This window comes from Kribbella sp. NPDC104740 (assembly GCF_055583505.1).
Genome location: NZ_JBVJNV010000008.1, coordinates 134,392 through 159,748, shown reverse-complemented (window position 1 = coordinate 159,748; position 25,357 = coordinate 134,392). Strand labels below are relative to the sequence as shown.

Below are 25,357 nucleotides of genomic sequence, written 5' to 3'. Positions count from 1 at the left end.
CTGACTAGATTCGCTGTGCTCGATTACCTTGCGTGTTGCTCGGAAATAGGGTATGACGCCAGGCTTTCCGCTGATGCAGACTGCGGAAGATGAAGCCCGAGGAGCTGGACGCCCTGATCGCGGGCAACGTGCGCGCAGCCCGCGCCCGCCTCCGGCTGCGCCAGGAGGACCTGGCCGACGAGATCGGCTGGTCCCGCCCGACCGTCTCCTCGCTGGAGGCCGGCAGTCGCCGGATCACCGTCGGCGACGCGGTCGCGCTCTGCTCGGCGCTGCGGCTCACGCTGCCCGAGCTGCTCCGGGGTGCACCCGCTGAGGTCTTCGAAGCACTGGGCGTCACCCCCGCCTGAGCGTCGTACCGGGCGTTGCGGAAACGTGATGGACCTGGGGCGGGTGGCTGGGCGAGCGCCATGGTCAGCGTGCGCCGGAGCTATTACTCTCCGGTTTACCTGACCCCTGGGAGGCCAGAATGAAGCCCGTTGCCGACGGTCCGCAGCTCGCGTTGCTCAGCTCACGCAAAGAACATCTGGCGCAGATGTTCTTCGACCGGGTGGCGGCCACGCCCCAGCGGGAGGCGTTCCGGCACCCCGTCGCCGACGGGTGGGCCTCGGTCACCTGGCAGCAGACCGACGAGCTGGTACGCCGCCGCGGCGCCGGCCTGATCGCGCTCGGCGTCGAGCCCGAGCAGCGCGTCGCGGTCGCCGCGAACACCCGCCTCGAATGGGTCCAGTGCTACCTGGCCGCCGTCGTCACCGCGGCCGCGACCACCACGATCTACCCGACCACGATGGCCGCCGACGTCGCCTACATCGTCGCCGACGCCGAGGTGCAGGTCGTCTTCGCCGAGGACGCCGGCCAGGTCGCCAAGCTGCGCGAGCACAAGGCCGACATCCCGTCGGTGCACAAGGTCGTGCTGATCGACGGCGAGCCCGAGGAGCAGGACGGCGACTGGGTGATCAGCGTCGCGGCGCTCGACGAGCTCGGCGCCCGCTACCTCGACGACCACCCGACCGCGATCGACGAGCGGGTCGCCCAGGTCCGGCCCGACCACCTGTGCACGCTGGTCTACACCTCCGGTACGACGGGCCGCCCGAAGGGCGTCCGGCTGCCGCACTCGGTGTGGACGTACGAAGGCGCTGCTGTGGAAGGGATCCGGGTGCTCAGCCCGGACGACCTGCAGTACCTGTGGCTGCCGCTGTCGCACGTGTTCGGGCAGGTGCTGCTCGCGGTCCAGTTCCAGATCGGGTTCGCCACCGCGATCGACGGGCGGGTCGACAAGATCGTCGAGAACGCCGCGGTCGTGCAGCCGACGTTCATGGCCGCCGCGCCGCGGGTGTTCGAGAAGGCGCACGGCCGGATCGTCACCATGATGGAGGCCGACGGAGGCGCCAAGCTCAAGCTGTTCCACTGGGCGTTCGGGGTCGGCGCCGAGGTGTCGGCGCTGCGGCAGGCCGGGAAGGAGCCTTCCGGCGTACTGGCGGCCAAGTACGCGCTGGCCGACAAGCTGGTGCTGTCGAAGATCCGCGCCCGGTTCGGTGGGCGGATCCGGTTCTTCGTGTCCGGGTCGGCGGCGCTGGACAAGAAGCTCGCCGAGTGGTTCCACGCGGCCGGGCTGCTGATCCTCGAGGGCTACGGCCTGTCCGAGACCGCGGCCGGGTCGACGCTGAACCGGCCTGATCGCTACCGGCTCGGCAGCGTCGGGCCGATCTTCCCGGCGTCGGAGTTCAAGATCGCCGAGGACGGCGAGATCCTGATCAAGGGGCCGGGCGTGATGAGCGGGTATCACAACCTGCCCGACCAGACCGCCGAGGTGATCGACACCGACGGCTGGTTCCACACCGGCGACATCGGGCACTTCGAGGACGAGTTCCTGTTCATCACCGACCGCAAGAAGGACCTGTTCAAGACCTCCGGCGGCAAGTACGTCGCCCCGCAGGTGATCGAGGGCCGGTTCAAGATGATCTGCCCGTACGCCAGCCAGTTCCTGGTCCACGGCAGCCAGCGCAACTTCGTCAGCGCCCTGGTCACCCTCGACCCCGACGCGATCGTCGCCTGGGCCGCCGCGAACGGGCTCGGCGGCAAGTCGTACGCCGAGATCGCGACCTCGGACGCCGCCCAGGCGATGATCCAGGGCTACGTCGACGAGCTCAACAGCGGCCTGAACCGGTGGGAGACGATCAAGAAGTTCACCATCCTCGAGCGGGACCTCACGGTCGAGGGGGGCGAGATGACGCCCAGCCTGAAGCTGAAGCGCAAGCACGTGGAGACGCAGTACGGGGACCTGCTGGACAAGATGTACAGCTAGGACGCCGGGGGAGGAGCCCTTCGGTGGGCTCCTCCGCCGGGTCAGGCTCAGGCCGCTCGCGCTTGGGCGGCAGGCTCGCGCTCACGCCTGGGTGCCAGGCTCGGGCGCTCCAAGTCCCCGCCCCCGCCGTACAGCGGGTGTCTAGAACGGCCGAGCGGCGACGATCTTCTCCACCAGCGGCGTCAGCTCGGTGACGAGCTGCTCGACCTCCGCCGCGCTGAGGCACTCGTACGCCGGCGCCGCGAGCTCGTCGGTCAGCTCCTCGATCGCGTCCCGCAGCTTCCGCCCCTCCGGCGTGAACCAGCCCTCGGCGTTCACCAGCCCGCGCTCCCGCAGCCCGTCGATCACGACCTCGAGCTGCTCGTCCGACAGCGGGTCCAGCCGCCCGAAGTCCCGCGGCTTCATGTCCCACAGCAGCGCCAGCAGCACGTGAGACTCCTGCCCACCGATCCCGTGCGTGACCAGCGCCGCCGTGTGCCCGTCCCCCCGGTGCTCCCGCAGCAACGTCGCCGCATGCCACAACCGCGCCACCGGCTCCTCCGGCACCGGGACCGACCGCAACCCGGCGTACAGCATCCGCCCCTCGACCGGCGCACTGAACGCAGCCCTCATCAGCACGTCAGCACACCGCCCCACCACCGGACTGTCAGCCAGCTCCCCCAAAATCCCCCGCAACGCCGCCACACACCCCCGCTCCCGCGCCGCCAGCACCTCCTCCGGCGAAGCAACCTCCCAGCAACCCGGCACACAAGCCGCGACCTCCCCCGGCGCGAAGTTGTAGAACAACGCATCCACCACCTCAGCCGGCACCTTCCCGAGCGGCGCCGACCGCGAAGCGAAGTACAACGGCCAGTACCCCTCGAACCCGAGCGCCTGCAGCTCCTCGTTCGGCTCATCAGCCATGTAGGCGACCTCATGAATCGGCACGACCAGTTCCTTCAACCGCCCCGCAACGCTGTCCATCGTGGTGCTCTCCTCGTGTCCGTTCGTTCCCTGTTCGCGTCTCACACCCTGTCCACGATCGGCCGTCCCCGAATCCGACAACCGGCCCAGAACTTTCTTCGGCACCCGTGGCTCAGGTAACCGGAGCCCTGTCCTCGAAACCCTGTCCGGTCGTAGCCTGCGGATGGGGGAATGGTCACGAAGAATACGGGTGGGGGAAATGCGTAAACTCATTACTGGTACTGCGTTGTGCCTTGTGATCGGCCTGACGACAACCGCCGCGGTGGCGAGCGTTCCGGACAGCAGCGGGGTGATTCACGGCTGCCGGAACAAGAGCAGCGGTGCTGTTCGGGTGATCGACACCGCTACCAGCCAAAGGTGTACGTCGAGCGAGGCGGCGCTCAACTGGAGCCAGACCGGCCCGCGAGGGGCGACTGGCCCGGCAGGAGCCACAGGTGCGCGAGGGGCGACGGGGCCACGAGGAGCCACCGGACCTGCAGGGCCTGCGGGTCCTGCCGGGCTTCCGTTGGCCTACTTCCGGGTGCACGGCGGTTACGACAAGCCGATTCCGCTCACGCCGGTCCCGGGGACCGGGGTCAGCCAGACGGAGACGCTGGTCAGCGTGACGATGCCGGAGATCGACGAGGGCCGGTACCTGCTGACCGGCCGGGTGACGTTCCTTGGCGCGGCGGGCGCGACTGCTTCCTGCACCGCGGGCGGTGGGTTCGAGGACGCCATCGCCAACGCTTACGGAGACGACCAATCGGTTGTGTTCACGGCCTCGTCGCAAGGACCGAGGAGCATCAAACTCGACTCGGTGGTGATCATGCGCGACGACTGGACGCCAGTCCAGCTCCGTTGTCAGGCAAGCGGCCTGCAGGACGATCAAATCGTGCAGATCTTCACCTACCATTTCGCGCTGGTGCGAATCGGATAAGCACGCACCAATTCAGGCGGCGACCCACGGGTCTGTGGGGGACGGACCCGGGGTGAAGCCGTGGGCTGAGGCGACTTCCGCCGCCTCCACCAGGCCGGTGGCGAGGGCTTCGGGGAGGTGGGCGTCGCTGCCGAAGGTCAGGAGTGAGCCACCTTCCTCGTGCCACCAGGGGAGGATCGTGGGGTCGAGGGGGAGGCGGGTGTTGTACTCGAGGGCCCGGTTGGTGGTGGCGAGGGCTCGGAGGGCGCTGCGGAGTTCTTCTTCGAAGTCGTGAGGGTTGAAGGGGCCGGGCCAGGAGCGGATGGGGTAGTCGAGGTGGCCGAGGACGGTGAAGGCTTTCGTGGTGGCGATCATGTGGGGGAGTTCGGCGAGGTAGGTGCGGAAGATGTCGGGCGCGGGGTGGTGGGGGAAGAGTTCCCAGGGTTCTGCCAGTTCGCCGGTGAGCGGGTCGGGGAGGCAGTGGAGGGAGCCGATGACTCGGTCGAACGGGCCCTGGGCGAGGAGGGCGGTGACTTCGGGGACGTGGAGGTGGGGCTGGCCGACTTCCAGGCCGGTGAGGATTTGGAGGTCGGGGTAGCGGGAGCGGCAGCGGGCTATGGAGTCGAAGTAGCCGGTGACGTCCAACGGCGGGGCGTGCAGGATGCCGTCCTGGACGAGGTCGGGGAACTTCGGGGCGAGGAAGCCGGCGCGGAACGGGGTGAAGTCGACGTGTTCGGTGAAGGCGACGGCGGGGAGGCCGAGGGCGACCGCTCGGGCGCAGGTGGCGTCCATGTTGCCCTGGTCGGCGTCCCAGGAGAACTGGGTGTGGACGTGGCTGTCGGTGGGGAGTCGCATGGTTCCAGTCTGAAGCAGCAGGCGCGACCGGGAGCGGCGTGCCCGGGGAGGATTGCCCTGGGCAACGGTATCGGTTCCTCACAGGTTGACTACGAAATCCGGGAACGGCGCCGGCAGCCCTTACCGTTGGAGGGTGGCAACCGGCAGGGGCGGTCGCAACGTCGTTCGGTCGTTGAACAAGTTCATCGGCGTGAGCGTGCTGTCGGGTGCGTTGGCGGCGGGGCTGGTGATTCCGTTGACCGGGCTGGTCGACGTGAGCGCGCAGAAGGTGTCGGACACCATCGAGCGGCTGCCACAGGAGCTGAAGGCCGAGCCGTTGCAGGTGCGGAGCCGGATCTTCGCGGCCGACGGGAGCCTGATCGCGACGCTGTTCGAGCAGAACCGGGTGCCGGTGCCGCTGAACCAGGTCAGCAAGCTGATGCGGCAGGCGATCGTCGCGATCGAGGACTCGCGGTTCTACACCCACGGCGCGCTGGACGCGAAGGGCACGCTGCGCGCGCTGGTCCGTAACCAGACCGAGGGCTCGGTGCAGCAGGGTGGGTCGAGCATCACCCAGCAGTACGTGAAGCTGAGCTTGATCGAGAAGGCCCGGACCGCCGAGGAGCGGCAGGCGGCGACCGCGGTCACCTACCAGCGCAAGCTGACCGAGCTGCGGTACGCGATCGCGCTCGAGAAGGAGGTCTCCAAGGACGAGATCCTGGAGCGCTACCTGAACCTCGCGAACTTCGGCGACGGCGCGTACGGCGTACAGGCCGCGGCCCAGCACTACTTCCGGACCACGGCCGGCCGGCTCGACCTCCCGCAGGCCGCGCTGCTCGCCGGCCTGGTGAAGAACCCGACCGGCTACGACCCGACGAACAACCTGAAACGCGCCAAGGACCGCCGCGACGTGGTGCTGCGCCGGATGCACGAGCTCGGCCTGATCTCGGCCAAGCAGCTGAACGACGCGCTCCGTACGCCGGTCGTCGACCTGAAGAAGATCCAGAAGGTCCCGAACGGCTGCGCCGGGTCGCGCTACCCGTTCTACTGCGAGTACGTCGTCTCGAAGCTGCTCCAGAACCCGGCGCTCGGCGCCACCGTGAAGGAGCGCGACCACTACCTGAAGACCGGGGGCCTGTCGGTGACGACGTCGATCGACCCGCGGATCCAGGCCGCCGCGCAGGCGTCGATCAACGAGCACAGCAAACCTCGCGACACCGCGATCGCGGCGATCACCGTGGTCGAGCCGGGGACCGGCGTGGTGAAGGCGATGGTGCAGAGCAAGCCGTACGGGAACGGCAAGTACGAGACGGCGTACAACTACAACGTCGAGAAGTCGTACCCCGGCGGGTACGGCGGCTTCCAGAACGGCTCGACGATGAAGGCGTTCACGGTCGCGGCGGCGCTGACGAAGGGGCTGCCGCTGGACTACCGGATCAACTCGCCGCAGCAGATCGACCTGCGCGGGAAGCGGTTCCGGACCTGTACTGGGTACACGCGCGACCCGGAGTACCAGCCGAAGAACTCGACGAAGAGCGGCGACCTGACCATGGTCGAGGCCGCCAGGTACTCGACGAACACCTACTTCCTGCAGCTCTCGCAGCGGACCGGCCTGTGCGTGCCCGCGCAGATCGCCGCGCGGCTCGGGATGTACAACGCGCAGACGCTCGGCCCGCTCGACCAGGTCGTGTCGTTCACGCTCGGGGTCGGCTACGTGACGCCGCTGATGCTGTCGAACGCGTACGCGACGTTCGCCGCGCGCGGCAAGTACTGCACGCCGGTGCTGGTCACGGGGATCCGCGACGGCTCCGGCAAGCCGGTCAAGACGCCGGGCCCGTCCTGCAAGCAGGCGATCTCACCGCAGGTCGCCGACGGCGTGAACCGGGTGCTGAGCGCGGTGATGGAGCCCGGCGGCACCGGCGGCCGCCTCAACTTCGGCAACTGGGACCTGGCCGGCAAGACCGGCACGATCCAGGACAACCGCGCCGTCTGGTACGCCGGTTACGCGCCGAACCTGGCCGCGGCGTCGGTCGTCGCCGACGCCAACCTGCCGTACACGAACCTGATGTACGGCCACACTCTCGACGGCCGCGACATCCGCGACCCCACCGGCTCCGGCACCGCCGGCCCGCTGTGGAAGACCGCGATGGAGAAGGCGCTGCCCGGGATGCCGCTGCGCCGCTTCACCGCACCGCCGGCCAAGATGCTCGGCGGAGGCGACGACGACAAGAAGAAGCCCGCCGACGACCAGGACGACGACGACAACGACGACCGCAACGACAATCGCGGCCGCCGCTGAGCTCAGGCGTCGACCAGCGCCGCGTGCTTCCCCGTCGTCAGCGAGTGCCCCCGATCGAGCATCTGCTCAGCGATCCGGTCGATCGCCACCGAGAAGTCCTCACTCGTCTCCCAGTCCTCCAGCCGCTCCAGCAACCAGCGGCGATAAGCCCCGACGAACCGCTGGAACATCTCCAACCCGTACGGCGTGAACCGGTAGTGCCCCAGCACCTCCGACAAGTACCCGTCGGCAACGAGCTGAGCAGCCAACGGCTCGAACACCCCCGGCGGCACCTTCAGGTCCCCGGTGATCTCCGCCAACGTCGCCGACCCGTTCTCGGCGCCGCCCCGGAACACTCGCATGATCATCCAGGCCTGCGCGGTGTTCAACGGGATCCCCGACTCCGCCAGCACCTCCGGTGCGGGCGACCGCTTGTGGTTCTGCACGATCAGCGCGACCAGCTTCTGCAGCTCGTGCTCGGAGTCGAACGACGCCGGCGCCGCGAAGCTCTCGCCGACCCCGGAGTTCCCACCAGCAGTCATCCGAGCCGTGTCGCGCAGCGGCACCTGCTTCAACAGCAGCGCGACGACGAACCCGAGCAGAGCGACCGGTACGGCGGTGAGGAAGACGACGTGCAGCGCGTCGGCGTACGCCGCGGTGACGGGCTCACGCGCGGCCGGAGGCAGCGACCGGACGCCCTCGACCGAGGACGCCAAGCGTGGATCGATGCCCGCGGGCAACGCCGCCGCCAGCTTGGCCGGCAGCTCGGACGCGTAGATCGACCCGAAGACCGCGACCCCGAACGAGCTGCCCATCGTGCGCAGGAAGCTCACTCCGGAGGTCGCCACCCCGAGATCCTTGTAGTCGACCGTGCTCTGCACCACGACCGTCGGCACCGGCATGCAGAGCCCGACTCCGAGCCCGAGGACGACCATGAACAGCGCGGTCGTCCAGTACGGCGTGCTGTTGCTCATCAGCGACAGCAGGTACAGCCCGCCGCCGATCAGCACCGTCCCGATGATCGGGAACGGCCGGTACCGCCCGGTCTTGCTGATCACCTGCCCGACGCCGATCGACGCGACCAGCAGCCCGAGCACCAGCGGGAGCATCTGCAGCCCGGAGTCGGTCGCCGAGGCGCCGTGCACGTACTGCAGGTACGTCGGCAGGAACGTGACCCCGCCGAGCATCGCGAACCCGATGATGAAGCTCAGGATCGAGCACACCGTGAACACGCCGGACCGGAACAGCCGCATCGGCAGCAACGGCTCGGCCGCCCGCTTCTCCACCGCGACGAACAGCCCGAGCGCGATCAGCGACCCGACCGCCATCGCCAGGATCACCGGCGACGTCCAGTCGTACTCGTTGCCGCCCCAGGTCGTGACCAGGGTCAGCCCGGTCGCGGCGAGCCCGATCAGCAGGATCCCGAGGTAGTCGATCTTGGGCCCGACCGCCGCCTTCACCGACGGCAGCGTGAACGACGCGACCACCAGTACGACGATGCCGAGCGGGATGTTCACGTAGAACGCCCAGCGCCAGTTCAGCTGGTCGACGAACAGCCCGCCGAGCAGCGGCCCGGCGACCGTGGAAACGCCGAAGACCGAGCCGATGAAACCCTGGTACTTGCCGCGTTCGGCCAGCGGTACGACGTCCGCGATCACCGCGGTCGAGGTGACCAGCAGGCCGCCGGCGCCGAGGCCCTGGATCGCGCGGGAGCCGACCAGCCACAGCATCGAGTCGGCCATCCCGCACAGCGCCGACCCGGCCAGGAACAGCACGACGCTGATCAGGAACATCCGTTTGCGCCCGTACAGGTCGCCGAACTTGCCGACCAGCGCGGTCATGATCGTCTCGGCCAGCAGGTACGCCGTGACCACCCAGGACAGGTGGTTGGCGCCGCCCAGGTCGCTGACGATGGTCGGCAGCGCGGTCGCGACGATGGTCTGGTCGAGCGCCGCGAGCAGCATGCCGAGCATGATCGCCACCACGACGGCGTTCCGGGTCGCCCGGCCGACGGGCTGTGCCTCGGTGTCCATGAGCTGAATGTAGCCAGCCGACGACACACAGCGACCGCAGAACCGCCGCAACGAGGTTGCAATCGCAGTCCGTAGCATGGGGACGTGCCATCGACACTGCCTGAGGGAGAGGTCGCGCCCCGGGACGGGTCGCTGCCGGACGCCGCCGTCGCCGAGTCCGCCACCAGGCCGTTCGGGTTCTACCTGCACGTCCCGTTCTGCGCCTCCCGCTGCGGGTACTGCGACTTCAACACCTACACCGCCAAGGAGCTCGGCGGCGGTGCTTCACAGGCGTCGTACGCCGACACCGCGGTGCGGGAGGTCCGGCTCGCGCGCCGGGTGCTGCCGCACGACAAGCAGGTCGACACCGTCTTCTTCGGCGGCGGTACGCCGACGCTGCTGCCCGCCGCGGACCTGGGCAAGATGCTGAAGGCGGTCCGCGACGAGTTCGGGCTCGCGCCGGACGCCGAGGTGACCACCGAGGCCAACCCCGAGTCCGTCGACCAGCGCTACCTCGAGGAGCTGCTCGAGGCCGGGTTCACCCGGGTCAGCTTCGGTATGCAGAGTGCGTCGTCGCACGTGCTGAAGATCCTCGACCGGCAGCACACGCCGGGCCGCGCGCTGGACGCGGTGAAGGAGGCGACCGCGGCCGGGTTCCGGCACGTCAATCTCGACCTGATCTACGGGACGCCGGGGGAGACGCTCGCCGACTGGCGCGCGTCGCTGGAGTCGGCGCTGTCCGCGCAGGCCGACCACGTCAGCGCGTACGCGCTGATCGTCGAGGACGGCACCCAGCTGGCCCGGCGGGTCCGCCGCGGCGAGCTGCCGATGCCGGACGACGACGACCTGGCCGACAAGTACGTGCTCGCCGACGACCTGCTCAGCGCCGCCGGCCTGACCTGGTACGAGGTGTCGAACTGGGCCAACGCCGACGACGCCCGCTGCCGGCACAACGAGCTCTACTGGCGCGGCGACACCTGGTGGGGAATCGGGCCGGGCGCGCACAGCCACGTCGGCGGCGTCCGCTGGTGGAACGTCAAGCACCCGAGCGCGTACGCCGACCGGATCGCGGCCGGCGACAGCCCGGCGTACGCGCGGGAGCTGCTCGACGAGGAGACCCGCCGGGTCGAGCGGGTGCTGCTGGAGATCCGGCTCCGGGCCGGGCTGCCGGTCGGCGTCCTGGACGCCGAGGGGCGCGCCGCGCTGCCCGGGATGGACGGGCTGGTCGTGATCGAGCACGACCGGCTGGTGCTCACGCGGCGTGGTCGGCTGCTCGCCGACGCGGTCGTCCGCGACCTGTTGCCGTAGGCCCGTTTCTGGCCGCAAAAGTCAGGACAAGTCAGCAAACTCCCAGGTAACAGAGCGCACCGTCATCGGCGTGGTGCTGTCGGTGACCGGATCGGCCGGTATGTACTGACCAAGGTGCACCGGTATCTCAGCGTGACGATGTGGTCCTTGACACATCCGGTTGAAACGCTCGAAACTCAGGTCACTTTCCGAATGGGGAGCGCTCTCAACCCGTCCGAATCACAGGGAGCAACTCACATGCGGCCCAAGGCCCGCCTCCGCCCCCGTAGTACCGCCGTCGTGCTCGCCTGCAGCCTCACCCTGCTGGTCGGCGCCTGTGGCGGCAGCCCGGACCAGTCCACCGGCGCGTCCGGCGCCGACGGTCCCCGGGTCGACCTGACCATCGCGACCTTCAACGAGTTCGGCTACGGCGACCTGTACCGCGAGTACGAGGCCGCGCACCCGAACGTGAAGATCACCGAGCGCCGCGCCGAGACCGTCGACGAGCACATCAAGAACCTGGAGACCAACCTGGCCTCCGGTTCCGGGATGGCCGACATCGAGGCGATGGAGGTCAGCTGGATCTACAAGTACCTGGCCAAGGCCGACAAGTTCGTCGACCTGCGCGACTACGGCGCCAACGACCTGTCCGGCCGCTGGCTGGACTGGAAGGTGGCCGGCGCCACCGCGCCCGGCGGCAAGATCATCGGCTACGGCACCGACATCGGGCCGGAGGCGATCTGCTACCGGCGCGACCTGTTCGCCAAGGCCGGGCTGCCGACCGACCGGGCCGAGGTCGCCAAGCTCTTCCCGGACTGGGCGTCGTACTTCTCCTACGGCCGCCGGTTCAAGGCGAAGATGCCGAACTCGGCCTGGTACGACTCGGCCGTGCTCACCTGGGAGGCCATGCGCAACCAGCTGATCGAGGCCTACTACTCCAACCAGGACCGCTACCTCGGCGAGGACAACGAGCTGCTGTCGCGGACCTGGAACCAGATCGTCGCCGGCAGCGACGACGGCCTGTCGGCGAAGCTGCCGGCCTGGAGCGACGCGTGGACGCGCGCGTTCCGGTCCGACGCGTTCGCGACGATGGCCTGCCCGGGCTGGCTGCTCGGCGTCATCGCGGACAACGCGGGCAGCTTCGGCAAGGGCAAGTGGGACGTCGCGGACGTCTTCCCCGGCGGCGGTGGCAACTGGGGCGGTTCGTACCTGACCGTGCCGACCCAGTCGACGCAGCCGGAGGAGGCCGCGAAGCTGGCCGCCTGGCTGACCGCGCCGGAGCAGCAGATCAAGGTGTTCAAGAAGGTCGGGTCGTTCCCGTCCACCGTCGACGCCTACGACGCCGAGCAGGTGAAGTCGCAGGTCAACGCGTACTTCAACAACGCGCCGGTCGGGCAGATCTTCATCAACCGGGCCAAGAACGTGATCCTCAAGCAGCACAAGGGTCCGCGCGACGGCGAGATCAACCAGGTCTTCACCAACGCCCTGGAACGGGTCGATCAGGGCAAGCAGGGTCCGCAGGCGGCCTGGAAACAGGCGCTCCGGGAAGCCGACAAGGCCGCCAACACCCGGGCCGGCAACTAGAACCTAGTGGCCGGCCCCCAGGGTGCCGGCCAGCCGGTCGCGGCGCTCGGCGCTGGCGGCGTTCAGGCCGACGATCTCGACCGTCTTGCCGTACCGGGCGTACTTGGTGGTGATCGCGTCCAGCGTCGCGACCGTCGAGGCGTCCCAGACGTGCGAGTCGGTCAGGTCGACGATCACCCGGGCCGGGTCGCCGCGGTAGTCGAACTGGTGCACCAGATCATTGCTGGAGGCAAAGAACAGCGCGCCGGTGACGGCGTAAACCTTGGTGTCCGGCTCGGAGGTCGGGACCTCCGCGACCTGGGTGAAGTGCGCGACCCGGCGGGCGAACAGCACCATCGCGACCAGGACGCCGACCACGACACCGATCGCCAGGTTGTGGGTCGCGACCACGACCACGACCGTCGCCAGCATCACCGAGGTCTCGCTGCGCGGCATCCGGCGCAGCGTCCTCGGCCGGATGCTGTGCCAGTCGAAGGTGCCGACCGAGACCATCACCATCACCGCGACCAGCGCGGCCATCGGGATCAGCCCGACCAGGTCGCCGAGGCCGACCAGCAGCACCAGCAGGAAGCCGCCGGCCAGAAAGGTCGAGATCCGGGTCCGGGCGCCGCCGCCCTTCACGTTGATCATCGTCTGCCCGATCATCGCGCAGCCGCCCATCCCGCCGAACAGGCCGGTGATCACGTTCGCGACGCCCTGGCCCCAGGCCTCGCGGGTCTTGACCGAGGGCGTGTCGGTGACGTCGTCGACGAGCTTCGCGGTCATCAGCGACTCCAGCAGCCCGACCAGCGCCATCCCGAGCGCGTACGGGCCGATGATCCGCAGCGTGTCGAGCGAGAACGGCACGTTCGGCCAGAACAGCGACGGCAGGCTGTCCGGCAGCTCGCCCTCGTCCCCGACCGTCGGTACGCCGGAGTGCGTGATCAGCACGATCGCGGTGACGAGCAGGATCGCCACCAGCGGCGCCGGTACGGCGGTCGTCAGCCGCGGCAGGAACACCATCACCAGGACGCCGAGCGCGACCAGCGGGTAGACCAGCCACGGGACGCCGACCAGGTGCGGCAGCTGGGCCAGGAAGATCAGGATCGCCAGCGAGTTCACGAAGCCGACCATCACCGAGCGCGGGATGAACCGCATCAGCCGCGCGACGCCGAGCAGCCCGAGCACCACCTGCAGCACGCCGGCCAGCAGCACGGTCGCGATCAGGTAGTCGAAACCGTGGTCGCGCATCACCGGCGCGATCACCAGCGCGACCGCGCCGGTGGCGGCCGAGATCATCGCCGGCCGGCCGCCGAGGAACGCGATCGAGATCGCCATCGTCACCGACGCGAACAGTCCGACCCGGGGGTCGACGCCGGCGATGATCGAGAAGCTGATCGCCTCCGGGATCAACGCCAGCGCGACCACCAGGCCGGACAGCGCCTCGGTCTTGAGCAGGCGCGGGGAACGCAGAGCGGCCCGTACGGACGTGACGGGCAGAGCTGACTCGGGCGTCAGCGAGGTCATCGGGATCTCCCAGGGTGAGCGGTGGCAGAGGCCACACCGCCGAGCGACTTTACCCGAGCCGGAAATCGATCACCCGACCGGGAAACGACCGTGAGACGGATATAGCCGACCCGGTGGCCCGAAAGGCATTACCGTGTGAAGGTCAGATCGCGTCAAGGAGGTCCCAGTGGCATTCGATCCGCACGCCGGTGGGACTCCGACGTTGGAGCAGGTCGCCGCGCTGGCCGGGGTCTCCCGGGCCACCGTGTCCCGGGTGGTGAACGGTTCGCCGAAGGTGCTGCCGGACACGGTCGCCGCGGTCGAGCGGGCGATCGGCCAGCTCGGCTACGTGCCGAACCGGGCCGCTCGCGCGCTGGTCACCCGGCGTACGGACTCGGTCGCGCTGGTGGTGCCCGAGCCGGACAGCCGGGTCTTCTCGGACCCGTTCTTCGCCGGGATCCTGCGCGGCGTGAGCCGGACGCTGGCGCCGACGTCGTCGCAGCTGGTGCTGCTGATCGAGCCGTCGGAGGGTGACGACCAGCGGCTGCTGCGGTACCTGCGCGGCGGGCACGTCGACGGCGCGATCATCGTCAGCCACCACGGCCGCGACAACGTGCTGCAGGAGCTGGCCCAGCTGCCGCTGCCGATCGTGTTCAGCGCGCGGCCGATCGGTGTCGAGGTGCCGGTGGCCAGCGTCGACGTGGACAACGTCGCCGGGGCCCGTACGGCGGTCGAGTACCTGCTGTCGAAGGGCCGCAAGCGGATCGGCAGCATCGCCGGGCCGCCGGACATGACCGCCGGTCTGGACCGCCTGGCCGGGTACCAGCAGGTCGCCGCGGAGGCCGGCTTCGCCGAGGCCGTGGCGTACGGCGACTTCACCGCCGAGGGCGGCGAGCAGGCGACGGTCCAGCTCCTCGACGAGCACCCCGACCTGGACGGGATCTTCGTCGCCAACGACCTGATGGCGACCGCGACGCTGCGCGTGCTGTCGCAGCGCGGCCGCCGGGTGCCGGACGACGTGTCGGTGGTCGGCTTCGACGACTCGGTGGTCGCGACGACGACCACGCCGCAGCTGACCACGGTCCGGCAGCCGGTCGAGAAGCTGGGCTCGCGCTTGGCCGAGCTGCTGCTGGCCAAGATCGGCGGCGCCGACCTGACCAGCCCGGAGATCTACAACACCGAGCTGGTGGTGCGCGGCTCGGCCTAGGGCGGATCGTTCTGGAACGCGAACTGGACGCGGATCGACGAGTCCAGCGAGACGACCAGCGTGGTGTTGGACGGGTTCCACTTCTCCGGGACCAGGAACAGCCGGTTGTCGCCGACAACGAGCAGCCGCAGGCCGCGGTAGCGGTAGTTGAAGGTCTGGCCGGTGCTCGGCCGCAGCGCGGTCTCGTCGAGTCCGGGGGAGCGCAGCTGCAGCCGTTCCTTGGTGTCGAGGATGACCGCCGGGAACTGGCCGAGGTTCTGCGCGTCCGACTTGGCCAGCCCGCGGCCGGAGTACTCGGCGGTGGTTGCCGTGGCCCAGAACGCGCAGGTCGTGGTGACGACACCGAGCAGCACGATCAGTACGACGGGCGCCCGGCGGCTGCCGAGCCGCGAGGCGGCGTACGAGAGGTAGCCGAGCGCGGCCGCGGCGACGCCGATCACGATCGGGACGACGAGCGCGTAGTACGCGACGTGGCCGATCACCGGGTAGAGGAACAGGCCGGCGACACCGAACATCAGCAGGACGGCGGCGGCCGCGGCGGTTCGGCGTACGGTGAGCTCGGTGGGGTGGACCGCGTTGTGCAGCAGCAGACCGGCGACGGCGAGCAGCGTGAGGACCAGCAGCGGGACGAGCAACGGCTGCGGGCTGCGCATCACGTAGTCCTGCGTGCTGAGCCCGATCGTGTCGACGTCGATGCCGAAGTACGCGTACTGCGAGCGCGCGGAGACGTAGCCGAAGTAGAACAGCAGCGCGCTGATCAGCGTGACCGGCGCGACGATGCCGGCGGCGAAGCTCACCCAGCGTTCGAGCTGGGCGCGTTCCTCAGCCATCCGGGCTCGGCGAGTCGCCGGCCTCGACGGAGATCGTCAGCCCGCCGATCTGCAGGTAGTCGCTCTGGACCTTGCTGCAGACGGCGTCGGAGTCGCAGGTCACGTCGGCGTACACGTTGAGCACGGTCTGGCCCGGCCCGGCCTTCTCCAGCGCGAGGTAGCAACTGTCGGCGCCGCTGCCGAACTGGGTGCCCTCGACGCACGGCGGCCCGATCTCCGCGCAGTTGCCGGAACCGAAGCGGACCACCGACTCGTCGGTCAGCTCGTACCGCACCGCGACGATCTCGACCCCGGACGGCAGCTCACCCGATCCCCAGGCGGGCGAGAAGCAGGCCTTGCCCTCGTCGTCGAACTCGACCTGGCCACCGACCGGCAGCTTGGCGTTCTTGATCGCCGGTTTGTTCTCCGGCGGCTGCGGCTTCTCCGGCTCTGTCGGCTCCACCGACGGCTCGTCGGTGCTCTCGGTCTGCACCGGAACGCTGTTGCTGCTGTTGTCGTCGTCCCCGGCTTCGTTGCTGCTGTCGGCACACCCTGCCAGGCACAGCAGAAGCAGAACTGTCGATGCCTTCGCCCATCGGGACATCAGCACCACCCCCACCCACCAGAGTGATCCGGGTGAGGCGTGTCGGCAACAGTTCGGACCTGGTTTGTTCACTCTCCGCTGCCGAACTCTGTTTCTGTAGTTCCGCCCGTGGTATTCCTCGTAGTGGACGAGGGGGGAGACCATGTCCGACCACGAGATCCGGATCGCGCTGGTGCTCAACGGAGGCGTCAGTCTGGCGGTCTGGATGGGCGGCGTCACGCACGAGCTGGACCTGATCCGGCGCGCGTCGGCCGACGGCCAGGCGCCACCGTCACAGCCGTACGACGAACAGCTGGCGCAACGCTGGCGCGGGCTGTGCCGCCGCAACGGCGAGCACCGCAAGCTCGTCGTCGACGTGATCGCGGGGACCAGCGCCGGCGGCCTGAACGGGTCGTTGCTGGCGACCGCCGTCTCGCACGGCTCGACGCTCGACCCCGGTGACGACGACGGTCCGTGGCTGCGGCAGAAGTGGGTCGGCCTCGGGTCGCTCGAGGTCGGCAAGCTGGTCCCGGCGGTCGGCAAACCGTCCACGTCGGTGCTCGACGGCGACTACTTCCTGACCGAGCTCAAGCAGCTGCTGAAGGGCGTCGCCGGCGGTGCGCCGACGACGGCGGCCGAGCCGGTGACACTGTTCGTGACGGCGTCCGGGCTCGGGGTGCAGCAGTTCGAGGCGAAGGACGCGGCCGGGCAGCGGTTCGTCGTACCGGATCATCGGTACCTGTTCTGCTTCACCAGCGAGCACCGCGCCCTGTACGACGGCGCGACGCGCACGTTCTCGGTCGACCCGGTCAACGGGCTCAGCGACACCAAGCTGCTGGCCCGGGCCGCGCGGGCGTCGGCGTCGTTCCCCGTCGCGTTCGGCCCGGTGCTGGAGACGCCCAACATGGCGACCAACCCGCCGCGCCTGCAGCCCGGCGCGCACACCGGGGCCGGCGCCTGGCTGGTCGACGGCGGGGTGCTCGACAACGCGCCGTTCGGCCCGGTGCTCGACGTCGTCGCGCGGCGGCCGGTGACCGGCAAGGCGAGCCGCTACGTGCTGTACGTCGTACCGTCGTCCGGGATCGGGCTGGCCGCGACGAGGTTGCCCGAGGCAACCGAACCGGGCTGGCAGGTGGCCGCGCTGTCGGCCGTGCAGTTCCCGCGCGAGGTCGACTTCCGCTCCGACGTCGAGCAGCTCGAACGGCTGCTGCTCGAGGCGGACGCGTCCTGGTCGGACACCCAGCGGATGTACGACCGGTGCGCGCGGACCCCGGAGAACCGGGGCGCCCTGCACAAGGCCGCGGAGCTGCTGCAGCCGACGTACTCGCGTGGCCGGGCCGCCGGTGGGGTCTGGGAGGCGGTGACGGTCGCGTCGCCGGACCACTCGACGGTCCTCGACGCGGCGACGGCGCTGTCCGAGCTGGAGGTCGACGAGATCCTCGCGACCGATCACCCGTGGGTGCCCGGGCCGGACGGGTCGACGGCGTTGCTCCGGGAAGATGCCGACGGGAACCCCTTGTGGCCTTGGGGAACGGGCGCGGCCGAGCGCGTCGTACGGCTGGTGCTGCGGTCGTTGCGGACGCAGATCGACAGCAGCGCGCCGGACGACCGCGAGGTGCTGGAGAAGTGGCTGAAGGCATCGAGTGACGCGTTGCTGAAGGTCCAGGCGGTCCGGGACGCGCTGGCATCCGAGCTGGCGAAGGCCGATCTCGACCTGCGCCCGGCCGGTGGCGCGGAGGCGGTCGCGGTCGGGCTGAACGACATCTTCGAGGCGCTGCAGATCCAGCGCGCGCTCGGCGACGAGTTCGCGACGCTGGTCGCGGCGGTCGGTCCGGTGATGGTGGAGACCGCGCTCGAGGTGGAGATCATCTCGCGCTGCACGTCGGCGCGGACGCCGCAGCAGCGCAGTGCGCCATTCCAGTTCCTGCGGCTCGGGCCGGACATCCCGCTGACACTGCTCGACGAGCTGCCCGAGGGATCGATCGCGAACGACCTCAAGGACCGGATCCTGTACGGCACGCAGGTCGGGCACTTCGGCGCGTTCGGCGCGGCCGAGTGGCGGCGCTGGGACTGGCTGATGGGCCGGCTGCACTGCGTCGCGCACCTCGGCGCGATGCTTGGTGCCGAGCCGGACTGGATCCGCGAGACGCAGCGGCAGGTGCTGACGTCGGAGGGCTGGACGGCCGACGAACTGGCCGCGCAGGTGCGCCGGCTGGCCGAGGACTTCCCGGTCGACGCCGGGCTCGGCGCGCTGACCACGATGCGCGACGAGCTGAACGGGTCGAAGGCCGGCAAGGCGACGACGCGAGGGCTGGCCGACCGGCTGGTCGACGTGTCGGGCGGGCTGAATCCGAAGATCGGCGACTGGGTGAAGGCGTCGGCGGCGCGCAAGAACGAGCCGCGCTCGTGGTTGCTGCGGGCGGTGCGGTGGTTCACCAAGCCGGCGCGGGAGACGGTGTGGAGCCGGCTGATCCGCAAGCCCGAGCTGCAGCCGGTACGCCGGCCGCTCGTGTTCGAGCCGTGGCTGCCGATCGCGGCGGCGGGGATCGGCGTACTGCTGCTGGTGGTCGCCGGGCTTGTCGGCGCTGACGGCGTACGGATCGTTGCCGCGCTGCTGTCCGGGGTGGTGCTGGCGCTGGCGGCGGTGCTGTTCGTGGTGTCGTTCTACGTCCGGCGGGCCCGGCAGCAGATCCGCCGTTGGATCGCTGCCCGGCTTCCGGAAATCAGTCCATCGTCACGAAATCGATGAGCTCCTCGACCCGGCCGAGCAGCGCGGGGTCGAGGTCGGCGAAGCTCTTCACCTTGGACAGGATGTGCTTCCAGGCGGCGGCGACGTCGGCCTGGTCGGTGGCCGGCCAGCCGAACGACTTCAGCACGCCCTTCTTCCAGTCCTCGCCGTACGGGATCTTCGGCCAGGCCGCGATCCCGACCGAGGACGGCTTGACCGCTTCCCAGATGTCGATGAACGGGTGCCCGACGACGAGCACGTGCCGGTTGTTCACCTGGGCCGCGATCTTCGACTCCTTCGAGCCCTCGACCAGGTGGTCGACCAGGACGCCGAGCCGCCGGCCCGGGCCGGGCTGGTAGCGGTTCACGATCGCGGGCAGGTCGTCGATGCCTTCCAGGTACTCGACGACGACGCCCTCGATCCGCAGGTCGTCACCCCAGACCCGCTCGACCAGCTCGGCGTCGTGCCGGCCTTCGACGTAGATCCGGCTGGCCCGCGCGACCCGCGCCCGGACGCCCTCGACGGCGACCGACCCCGACGCGGTCTTGGTCTTCTTGGCCGGCCCCGCCTTCTTCGGCGCGACCAGACTCACCGGCTTGCCGTCCACCCAGAACCCGGGCCCCATCGGGTAGGTCCGGATCTTGCCGAACCGGTCCTCCAGGTCGACGACCCCGTGCTCCCACCGGACCACCGCCCCGACGAACCCCGACGTCGGCTCCTCGACGACCATGCCCTTCTCGAGCTCGACGTCGACGGTCCGCCCGTTCTTGGGCTTGCGCCAATCCCCGGCCAGCACGTCGTTCCCATACCTGTCAGCCACCTGCCAACCCTATGCGGCCGACACTGCCTCACCCGTCAACCACACGCGGCTAGGCCGCGAGGTGGTCGACCTCGTAGGCGTGGATCGACCGGTCGCGGGTGACCAGGGTGAGGCCCTCGTGCTGGGCCTGGGCGACCAGCAGCCGGTCGAACGGGTCGCGGTGCACCGGCGGCAGTTGCCCGGCCTCCGCCGCGTGGTGGGCCCGGATCGGCAGCTCGAGCAGCCCGCTCTGACCGATCAGGTCCAGCCAGTACTCCGGCATCAGCAGCTTGCCCGCGGTCAGCTTGATCGCGATCTCCCACAGGCTCGCGACGCTGACGTAGACCTCGAGCTCGGAGTCGATCAGGTCCTTCACTCCCGGCGAGAGCTCGTCGCTGTCACTCAGCCACCACAGGACGACGTGCGTGTCCAGCAGCAACCGGGCCGGGGTCGGGATCACGGGCTGAAGTCCTTCGCGATCTCGGCGTTGGTCTCGGCGGAGTCCCAGTCCTCGGCGGCCCAGAAACTGGTCAGCGAGCCCCGGCCGGGCCGGGCCGTGCTGGTCAGCGGAACGACCTTGGCGACCGGCCGGCCGGAGCGGCTGATGACGATCTCCTCACCGCGCTCGACCCGCTCGACGATGCGGGAGAGCTGAGTCTTCGCCTCGTGCATGTTGAACTGCGTGGCGACCGCGGTCACAGCACCCTCCCTAGTCCGGTTAGCTAAGTCTAGGCCGGTTCGCCCACCCGGCAAAGTCAGGACGTCGGTACGGCGTGCGTCGCGCGGTCGGCGCGGTGCGGGAACGCGATCGTCAGGCCGAGGTAGACCAGGTAGCCGCCGGCCAGGCCGACGACCCAGGAGTAGTCGTACAGAGGTTGCAGGAACGGGATCAGCCCGTCCTCCGGGAACGGGCCGCTGCCGGGGGCCGAGTACGCGCCGCCGACGGCGAGGACCGAGCCGACCAGGGTGGCGACGACCGCGCGCCAGTTCCAGCCGGCGTCGTACCAGTAGCGGCTGCGGGGCAGGTACAGGTCGGCGAGGAACAGGTTGGTGCGGTCGAGCATCCAGTAGCCGGCGATCAGGACGCCGGCGACCGAGGCCAGCAGGCCGCCGTAGAAGCCGAGCCAGGCGAAGATGTAGATGCTCGGGTCGGTGAGCAGCCGCCAGGGCTGGATCAGGACGCCGATCACGCCGGTCAGCAGGCCCGCCGTCCGGAAGGTCAGCCAGCGCGGCAGCGCGTTCGCGAAGTCGTACGACGGACTGACCACGTTCGCGGCCACGTTGCACGACATCGTGGCCAGGATCGCCATCACCAGGCCGACCGTGACGACGACCGGGTTCTCGAAGCGCCGGGTCAGCTCGACCGGGTCCCAGATCGCCGAGCCGTAGACGATCACCGTGCCCGAGGTGGTGACGATCGAGACCAGCGCGATGAACGACATCGTCGTCGGCAGCCCGATGATCTGCCCGATCACCTGCTGGCGCTGGCCGGCGCCGAAGCGGGTGAAGTCCGGCATGTTCAGCGACAGCGTCGCCCAGAACGCGATCATCCCCATCAGCGCGGGCGCGAAGATCTTCCAGAAGTCGGCGTCCCAGCCCAGCGTCGACGGCTGCGACAGGATCGGGCCGGGCCCGCCGGCCTTGACCAGGATCGCGATCATCAGGGCCAGGAACGCGACCGTGACCAGCGGCGCCGCCCAGTTCTCGAACCGGCGCAGCCCCTCGATCCCGCGCCAGATCAGCCACATCTGCAGCAGCCAGAAGAACGCGAAGCTCAGCCACAGCGTCCACGGGTGCCCACCCACCGATGCCGCGTTCTGCCAGCCCGAGCCGGCCAGCTCACCGACGATGACGTGGATCGCCTGCCCGCCGATCCAGGTCTGGATGCCGAACCAGCCGCAGGCGACGAAGGCCCGCAGCAGCGCCGGGAAGTTCGCGCCGCGGACGCCGTAGAAGGCGCGCGCGAAGACCGGGAACGGGATCCCGTACTTGGTCCCGGCGTGGCTGTTCAGCAGCAGCGGGACGAGCACGATCAGGTTCCCCAGCGTGATGGTGAGGAAGGCCTGCAGCCAGTTCATCCCGAGCGCGACCAGCCCGGAGGCGAGCAGGTAGCTGGGGATGTTGTGCGCCATCCCCATCCACAGCGCCGCGTAGTTGTACGTCGTCCACTTGCGCTCCGCGATCCGCGTCGGCGCGAGCTCCTCGTTCCCGTACCGGCTCTGCGTGACCACGCTCGGGTCGGCGAGCTCGACCCGGCCGTCCGGGTGATCGAGCTGATCGGTGTTGACCATTGGTGCCACCCCATCCCGTCGGTGCCTCGCAACAACGTGCGGGACGGGATGTCACTGTGTCAACGGATCACCACAACTAGTGCTCGGGCCCGAGCAGCGGCAGCGTCGGCCGCCGAGGTGCACCGAGTACGCCGTACCCGCGACGGATCGCCTGCTCCAGGTGCTCGACCGGCCAGGGCCAGTCGTCGGTGTGCTTCAGCGCGTCGTCGAGCGAGGTCCCGCCGTGGTGCAGCCCGGAGATCGTGTTCGCGACCGTGCCGAGGTCACCGGCCTGGTTGCGCACGTACTCCGGGTCGACGACCGCGCCGTGCCCCGGGACGACCTTCGAGTCCGCGCCGAACAGCCCGATCACCCGGTCCAGCGTCTCCGGCCACTCCAGCGGGTACGAGTCGTCGCCGTACGCCGGGGGAGCGGACTCCTCGACCAGGTCGCCGACGAAGAACACGTCCACGTCCGGGACGACGACCACGACGTCGCCGTCGGTGTGCGCGTTGCCCAGGTGCAGCAGCTCGACCCGGCGGCCGCCCAGGTCGATCACCTTGGCCACCGCGAAGGTGTTGTCGACGGCAACCAGTTCGGTGGCGGCGACCTCGGCGAGCACCTCGGCCGGGATCCCGGGGTACGCCGGGTCGGTGCCCGGGTGGTCGCGGTAGTGCTCCTGCAGCGCCGGCCCGCGCTCGGCGAGCGCGGCCGCGGCGTTCTCGTGCGCATAGCTCGCGGCCTCGGTGAAGGTGGCGTTGCCGAAGGTGTGGTCGAAGTGCGCGTGCGTGTTCACGACCCACTTCACCGGCAGATCGGTCAGCTCGCGGATCTCGGCCAGCACCTGCTCGGCCTGCGCGGTCGAGGCCCGCGGGTCGATCACCAGGGCGCCGTCGTCACCGACGACCAGCCCGACGTTCAGGTCCCACTCGCGATACCGGCGGACCCAGCATCGATCACCCAGCTCGGTCCACTCACTCATGGCACCGACCTTAGCCGCGGGCTCAGCGGGTCAGTACGTCGCCCTGCTGCACGTCGGACTTGTCCAGGCCCCTCAGCAGCAGCCCGACGTGGTCGCCCGCGGCCGCCTGCTTGGTGGTCTTGCGAAACATCTCGATCCCGGTGACGACGGCCCGCCGGACCTCGACACCATCGCGCCGGACCGCGACCTCCTCGTTGACCCGGAGCACCCCGGCCTGCACCCTCCCGGTGGCCACCGTGCCACGGCCCGTGATCGAGAACACGTCCTCGACGAGCAGCTCGAACGGCACCGCGTCCTGCACCCGGTCCTGCACCCGCGGCGCACCCGCCGGTACGACGTCCTGCGGCCGCTCGTCGTTCTTCCAGAACTTCCATCCCATGCCCGGGAGCCTAGGGCCTGGCCGGTTCCGGTAAACGATATCCACCGGCTGGGAAGGGGCTTGAAGGCCACGACCGGCGCGCTTAGGGTCGCCTAGGCGGTGCAACAGATCCGATCTCTGAAGGGCGGAACGGCGTGACGACACGACGGGCACTGGTGGTCCGGGGCGGCTGGGAAGGTCACCTCCCGGTCGAGGCGACCGAGCTGTTCATCCCCTTCCTGCGCGACAACGACTTCGAGGTGACGGTCTCCGACAGCACGTCGGCGTACCTCGACCTGGACGGCACCGACCTGGTGCTGCAGTGCATCAGCATGGGCGAGATCACCAACGAGGAGGCCAAGGGCCTGGAGGCGGCGGTCCGTTCCGGCATCGGCCTGGCCGGCTGGCACGGCGGGATCGTCGACTCGTTCCGCAGCAACGCGGACTACAGCTTCATGACCGGCGGCCAGTTCGTCTCGCACCCGGGCGGTTTCGTCGACCACCGGATCGAGGTGGTCGCCGAGCACCCGATCGTCGAGGGCATCGAGCACTTCGACCTGCACACCGAGCAGTACTACGTGCACGCCGACCCGACCAACAACGTCCTCGCCACCACGACCTTCCGGGCGCACCCGGACTACCCGTGGATCGAGGGCGCGACGATGCCCGCCGTCTGGACCCGCACCTGGGGCGACGGCAAGGTCTTCGTCTGTACGCCGGGCCACAGCCTCGCTGACCTGGACACCCCCGAGGTCCGCACGATCATCGAGCGGGGGCTGCTGTGGGCGAGCAAGTGACGCGGGTCGGCATCGTCGGGACCGGTGTCATCAGCGGCACCTACCTGGACCACCTGGCCAAGCTGCCGGGCGTCGAGGTCGCCGCGGTCGCCGACCTGGACGTGTCGCGGGCGCAGACCGTCGCCGACGCGCACCCCGGCGTACGGGCGCTGTCATCGGACGACCTGATGGCCGACCCGGACGTCGAGATCGTGCTCAACCTGACCATCCCGGCCGCGCACGCGCCGGTGCACCGGGCCGCGCTCGAGGCCGGCAAGCACACGTACGGCGAGAAGCCGCTGGCCGTCGACCGGGCCGAGGCCAAGCCGCTGCTCGACCTGGCCGAGGCGAAGGGGCTGCGGATCGGCTGCGCGCCGGACACCGTGCTCGGCACCGGCACCCAGACCGCGCGGGCGGTCATCGACCGCGGCGACATCGGCGTACCGACGGCGGCCAGTGCGTCGTTCGTCACGCCCGGGCACGAGCTGTGGCACCCGGCGCCGGAGTTCTACTACCAGCCCGGCGGCGGCCCGCTGCTCGACATGGGCCCGTACTACGTGACCAGCCTGGTCACGCTGCTCGGACCGGTCCGCCGGGTCACCGGGCGGGCAGGCCGGTCGCAGGACGAGCGCAAGGTGCACAGCGGGCCGCGGGCCGGCGAGACCTTCCCGGTCGACGTCCCGACGCACGTCACCGGCATCCTCGAGCACGAGTCGGGCGCGCTGACCACCGTGCTGATGTCGTTCGACGTCTGGGCCGCCCGGTTGCCCCGGATCGAGATCTACGGCACCGACGGCAGCCTGTCCGTGCCCGACCCGAACGCGTTCGACGGCGCGGTCGAGATCGCCACCTCGGCCCAGCGCGAGTGGACCGAGGTCCCGGTGGCCGGCGGGTACGCCGGAGCGGGGCGCGGTGTCGGCGTTGCTGACCTGGCGCGCGCGATCCGGACCGGCGGGCCGCACCGCGCCGACGGCGCGCTGGCCTTCCACGTGCTCGACGTGCTCGAGTCGCTGCTCGAGGCGGCGGCCAAGGACCAGCCGGTGGACGTCACCAGCACGGTCGAGCGGCCGGCCGCAGTACCGTTGGGAGCCTCGCCCGAAACTGCCTGAGGCGCAAACCTCTGTCGCGGGTCGGTAGACTGGCACTCGGACTGTCTGAGTGCCAGTCGGGTTGCTGACCGCGGATGCTGAGAGAGGGTGGTGCGG

22 protein-coding genes are annotated in these 25,357 nt (G+C 69.8%); 10 read left to right on the top strand and 12 right to left on the bottom strand.

All coding sequences use genetic code 11. From position 1 onward, the window contains the following. Positions 1-89: 89 nt before the first annotated feature. Together ACZ6Z4_RS33385 and ACZ6Z4_RS33380 are read left to right on the top strand one after the other, a co-directional pair. On the top strand, positions 90-347 hold the full coding sequence (locus tag ACZ6Z4_RS33385; protein WP_465574021.1) for a helix-turn-helix domain-containing protein: 258 nt from the start codon (positions 90-92) through the stop codon (positions 345-347). A gap of 119 nt (positions 348-466) precedes the next feature. Then, on the top strand, positions 467-2,302 hold the full coding sequence (locus ACZ6Z4_RS33380; protein WP_465574016.1) for an AMP-dependent synthetase/ligase: 1,836 nt from the start codon (positions 467-469) through the stop codon (positions 2,300-2,302). Positions 2,303-2,443: 141 nt separating this feature from the next. Here ACZ6Z4_RS33380 and ACZ6Z4_RS33375 read toward each other — a convergent pair whose 3' ends face one another. Beyond that, entirely contained in the window at positions 2,444-3,265 is an 822-nt protein-coding gene (locus tag ACZ6Z4_RS33375; protein WP_465574013.1) for an SCO6745 family protein, read from the bottom strand. Between the two features lie 199 nt (positions 3,266-3,464). On the opposite strand from ACZ6Z4_RS33375, the gene ACZ6Z4_RS33370 reads away from it, so the two are divergent. Beyond that, complete coding sequence (locus tag ACZ6Z4_RS33370) at positions 3,465-4,181, top strand: hypothetical protein (RefSeq protein ID WP_465574010.1); 717 nt, start codon at positions 3,465-3,467, stop codon at positions 4,179-4,181. A gap of 12 nt (positions 4,182-4,193) precedes the next feature. On the opposite strand, the gene ACZ6Z4_RS33365 is transcribed toward ACZ6Z4_RS33370, so the two are convergent. Further along, positions 4,194-5,015 carry a PHP domain-containing protein gene (locus ACZ6Z4_RS33365; RefSeq protein WP_465574007.1) on the bottom strand — a complete coding sequence of 274 codons (822 nt, stop codon included), beginning with the start codon at positions 5,013-5,015 and terminating at the stop codon, positions 4,194-4,196. A gap of 133 nt (positions 5,016-5,148) precedes the next feature. Between ACZ6Z4_RS33365 and ACZ6Z4_RS33360 the strand changes: the two genes are divergently transcribed. Continuing rightward, positions 5,149-7,293, top strand: a complete 2,145-nt coding sequence (locus ACZ6Z4_RS33360) for a transglycosylase domain-containing protein (RefSeq protein WP_465574004.1) — start codon at positions 5,149-5,151, stop codon at positions 7,291-7,293. 2 nt (positions 7,294-7,295) lie between these two features. Here ACZ6Z4_RS33360 and ACZ6Z4_RS33355 read toward each other — a convergent pair whose 3' ends face one another. Further along, on the bottom strand, positions 7,296-9,305 hold the full coding sequence (locus ACZ6Z4_RS33355) for an MDR family MFS transporter (protein WP_465574001.1): 2,010 nt from the start codon (positions 9,303-9,305) through the stop codon (positions 7,296-7,298). Positions 9,306-9,389: 84 nt separating this feature from the next. Here ACZ6Z4_RS33355 and hemW point away from each other — a divergent pair, with 84 nt between their 5' ends. Then, entirely contained in the window at positions 9,390-10,592 is a 1,203-nt protein-coding gene (hemW, locus tag ACZ6Z4_RS33350; protein WP_465573998.1) for a radical SAM family heme chaperone HemW, read from the top strand. Positions 10,593-10,829: 237 nt separating this feature from the next. Continuing rightward, the gene (locus tag ACZ6Z4_RS33345) at positions 10,830-12,155 is read left to right on the top strand and encodes an ABC transporter substrate-binding protein (protein ID WP_465573994.1); all 1,326 of its coding nucleotides are present in this window, start codon (positions 10,830-10,832) and stop codon (positions 12,153-12,155) included. Positions 12,156-12,158: 3 nt separating this feature from the next. On the opposite strand, the gene ACZ6Z4_RS33340 is transcribed toward ACZ6Z4_RS33345, so the two are convergent. Beyond that, positions 12,159-13,661, bottom strand: a complete 1,503-nt coding sequence (locus ACZ6Z4_RS33340; RefSeq protein ID WP_465573989.1) for a SulP family inorganic anion transporter — start codon at positions 13,659-13,661, stop codon at positions 12,159-12,161. Positions 13,662-13,827: 166 nt separating this feature from the next. Here ACZ6Z4_RS33340 and ACZ6Z4_RS33335 point away from each other — a divergent pair, with 166 nt between their 5' ends. Next, entirely contained in the window at positions 13,828-14,847 is a 1,020-nt protein-coding gene (locus ACZ6Z4_RS33335; RefSeq protein WP_465573984.1) for a LacI family DNA-binding transcriptional regulator, read from the top strand. On the opposite strand, the gene ACZ6Z4_RS33330 is transcribed toward ACZ6Z4_RS33335, so the two are convergent. Both ACZ6Z4_RS33330 and ACZ6Z4_RS33325 read right to left on the bottom strand, forming a co-directional pair. Beyond that, positions 14,844-15,677, bottom strand: a complete 834-nt coding sequence (locus ACZ6Z4_RS33330; RefSeq protein WP_465573977.1) for a hypothetical protein — start codon at positions 15,675-15,677, stop codon at positions 14,844-14,846. The two genes, ACZ6Z4_RS33335 and ACZ6Z4_RS33330, sit on opposite strands and share 4 nt — an antisense overlap. Further along, positions 15,670-16,260 (bottom strand): hypothetical protein, encoded by a 591-nt coding sequence (locus ACZ6Z4_RS33325; RefSeq protein WP_465573972.1) that lies wholly within the window; start codon positions 16,258-16,260, stop codon positions 15,670-15,672. The genes ACZ6Z4_RS33330 and ACZ6Z4_RS33325 overlap by 8 nt, the downstream gene beginning before the upstream one ends. Positions 16,261-16,402: 142 nt before the next feature. On the opposite strand from ACZ6Z4_RS33325, the gene ACZ6Z4_RS33320 reads away from it, so the two are divergent. Then, a complete protein-coding gene (locus ACZ6Z4_RS33320) occupies positions 16,403-18,988 on the top strand; it encodes a DUF3376 domain-containing protein (protein ID WP_465573938.1) in 2,586 nt (861 codons plus the stop codon). Here ACZ6Z4_RS33320 and ACZ6Z4_RS33315 read toward each other — a convergent pair. From ACZ6Z4_RS33315 to ACZ6Z4_RS33290, 6 genes are all read right to left on the bottom strand, one after another. After that, positions 18,963-19,787 carry a DUF3097 domain-containing protein gene (locus tag ACZ6Z4_RS33315; RefSeq protein ID WP_465573897.1) on the bottom strand — a complete coding sequence of 275 codons (825 nt, stop codon included), beginning with the start codon at positions 19,785-19,787 and terminating at the stop codon, positions 18,963-18,965. The two genes, ACZ6Z4_RS33320 and ACZ6Z4_RS33315, sit on opposite strands and share 26 nt — an antisense overlap. Before the next feature lie 49 nt (positions 19,788-19,836). Further along, entirely contained in the window at positions 19,837-20,226 is a 390-nt protein-coding gene (locus ACZ6Z4_RS33310) for a type II toxin-antitoxin system VapC family toxin (protein ID WP_465573891.1), read from the bottom strand. Further along, on the bottom strand, positions 20,223-20,465 hold the full coding sequence (locus ACZ6Z4_RS33305; protein ID WP_465573886.1) for a type II toxin-antitoxin system Phd/YefM family antitoxin: 243 nt from the start codon (positions 20,463-20,465) through the stop codon (positions 20,223-20,225). Before ACZ6Z4_RS33305 ends, ACZ6Z4_RS33310 begins: the two co-directional genes overlap by 4 nt. Positions 20,466-20,521: 56 nt before the next feature. Next, a complete protein-coding gene (locus ACZ6Z4_RS33300; protein ID WP_465573883.1) occupies positions 20,522-22,057 on the bottom strand; it encodes an NCS1 family nucleobase:cation symporter-1 in 1,536 nt (511 codons plus the stop codon). Positions 22,058-22,133: 76 nt separating this feature from the next. Continuing rightward, positions 22,134-23,018, bottom strand: a complete 885-nt coding sequence (locus tag ACZ6Z4_RS33295; RefSeq protein WP_465573881.1) for an MBL fold metallo-hydrolase — start codon at positions 23,016-23,018, stop codon at positions 22,134-22,136. A gap of 22 nt (positions 23,019-23,040) precedes the next feature. After that, a complete protein-coding gene (locus ACZ6Z4_RS33290; protein WP_465573879.1) occupies positions 23,041-23,397 on the bottom strand; it encodes an EF-Tu/IF-2/RF-3 family GTPase in 357 nt (118 codons plus the stop codon). A 134-nt stretch (positions 23,398-23,531) separates the two neighbouring features. Between ACZ6Z4_RS33290 and ACZ6Z4_RS33285 the strand changes: the two genes are divergently transcribed. Then, positions 23,532-24,173 carry a ThuA domain-containing protein gene (locus tag ACZ6Z4_RS33285; RefSeq protein ID WP_465573875.1) on the top strand — a complete coding sequence of 214 codons (642 nt, stop codon included), beginning with the start codon at positions 23,532-23,534 and terminating at the stop codon, positions 24,171-24,173. Further along, entirely contained in the window at positions 24,158-25,261 is a 1,104-nt protein-coding gene (locus ACZ6Z4_RS33280; RefSeq protein WP_465573872.1) for a Gfo/Idh/MocA family protein, read from the top strand. The genes ACZ6Z4_RS33285 and ACZ6Z4_RS33280 overlap by 16 nt, the downstream gene beginning before the upstream one ends. Positions 25,262-25,357: the final 96 nt, after the last annotated feature.

Excerpts from the sequence above, each read along its gene's own strand:
- ACZ6Z4_RS33300 (WP_465573883.1), bottom strand. The coding sequence starts at position 22,057 with ATGGTCAACACCGATCAGCTCGATCACCCGGACGGCCGGGTCGAGCTC.
- ACZ6Z4_RS33355 (WP_465574001.1), bottom strand. The coding sequence starts at position 9,305 with ATGGACACCGAGGCACAGCCCGTCGGCCGGGCGACCCGGAACGCCGTC.
- ACZ6Z4_RS33380 (WP_465574016.1), top strand. The coding sequence starts at position 467 with ATGAAGCCCGTTGCCGACGGTCCGCAGCTCGCGTTGCTCAGCTCACGC.
- ACZ6Z4_RS33375 (WP_465574013.1), bottom strand. The coding sequence starts at position 3,265 with ATGGACAGCGTTGCGGGGCGGTTGAAGGAACTGGTCGTGCCGATTCAT.
- ACZ6Z4_RS33295 (WP_465573881.1), bottom strand. The coding sequence starts at position 23,018 with ATGAGTGAGTGGACCGAGCTGGGTGATCGATGCTGGGTCCGCCGGTAT.
- ACZ6Z4_RS33290 (WP_465573879.1), bottom strand. The coding sequence starts at position 23,397 with ATGGGATGGAAGTTCTGGAAGAACGACGAGCGGCCGCAGGACGTCGTA.
- ACZ6Z4_RS33320 (WP_465573938.1), top strand. The coding sequence starts at position 16,403 with ATGTCCGACCACGAGATCCGGATCGCGCTGGTGCTCAACGGAGGCGTC.
- ACZ6Z4_RS33340 (WP_465573989.1), bottom strand. The coding sequence starts at position 13,661 with ATGACCTCGCTGACGCCCGAGTCAGCTCTGCCCGTCACGTCCGTACGG.
- ACZ6Z4_RS33325 (WP_465573972.1), bottom strand. The coding sequence starts at position 16,260 with ATGTCCCGATGGGCGAAGGCATCGACAGTTCTGCTTCTGCTGTGCCTG.
- ACZ6Z4_RS33330 (WP_465573977.1), bottom strand. The coding sequence starts at position 15,677 with ATGGCTGAGGAACGCGCCCAGCTCGAACGCTGGGTGAGCTTCGCCGCC.
- ACZ6Z4_RS33365 (WP_465574007.1), bottom strand. The coding sequence starts at position 5,015 with ATGCGACTCCCCACCGACAGCCACGTCCACACCCAGTTCTCCTGGGAC.
- ACZ6Z4_RS33385 (WP_465574021.1), top strand. The coding sequence starts at position 90 with ATGAAGCCCGAGGAGCTGGACGCCCTGATCGCGGGCAACGTGCGCGCA.
- ACZ6Z4_RS33370 (WP_465574010.1), top strand. The coding sequence starts at position 3,465 with ATGCGTAAACTCATTACTGGTACTGCGTTGTGCCTTGTGATCGGCCTG.
- ACZ6Z4_RS33345 (WP_465573994.1), top strand. The coding sequence starts at position 10,830 with ATGCGGCCCAAGGCCCGCCTCCGCCCCCGTAGTACCGCCGTCGTGCTC.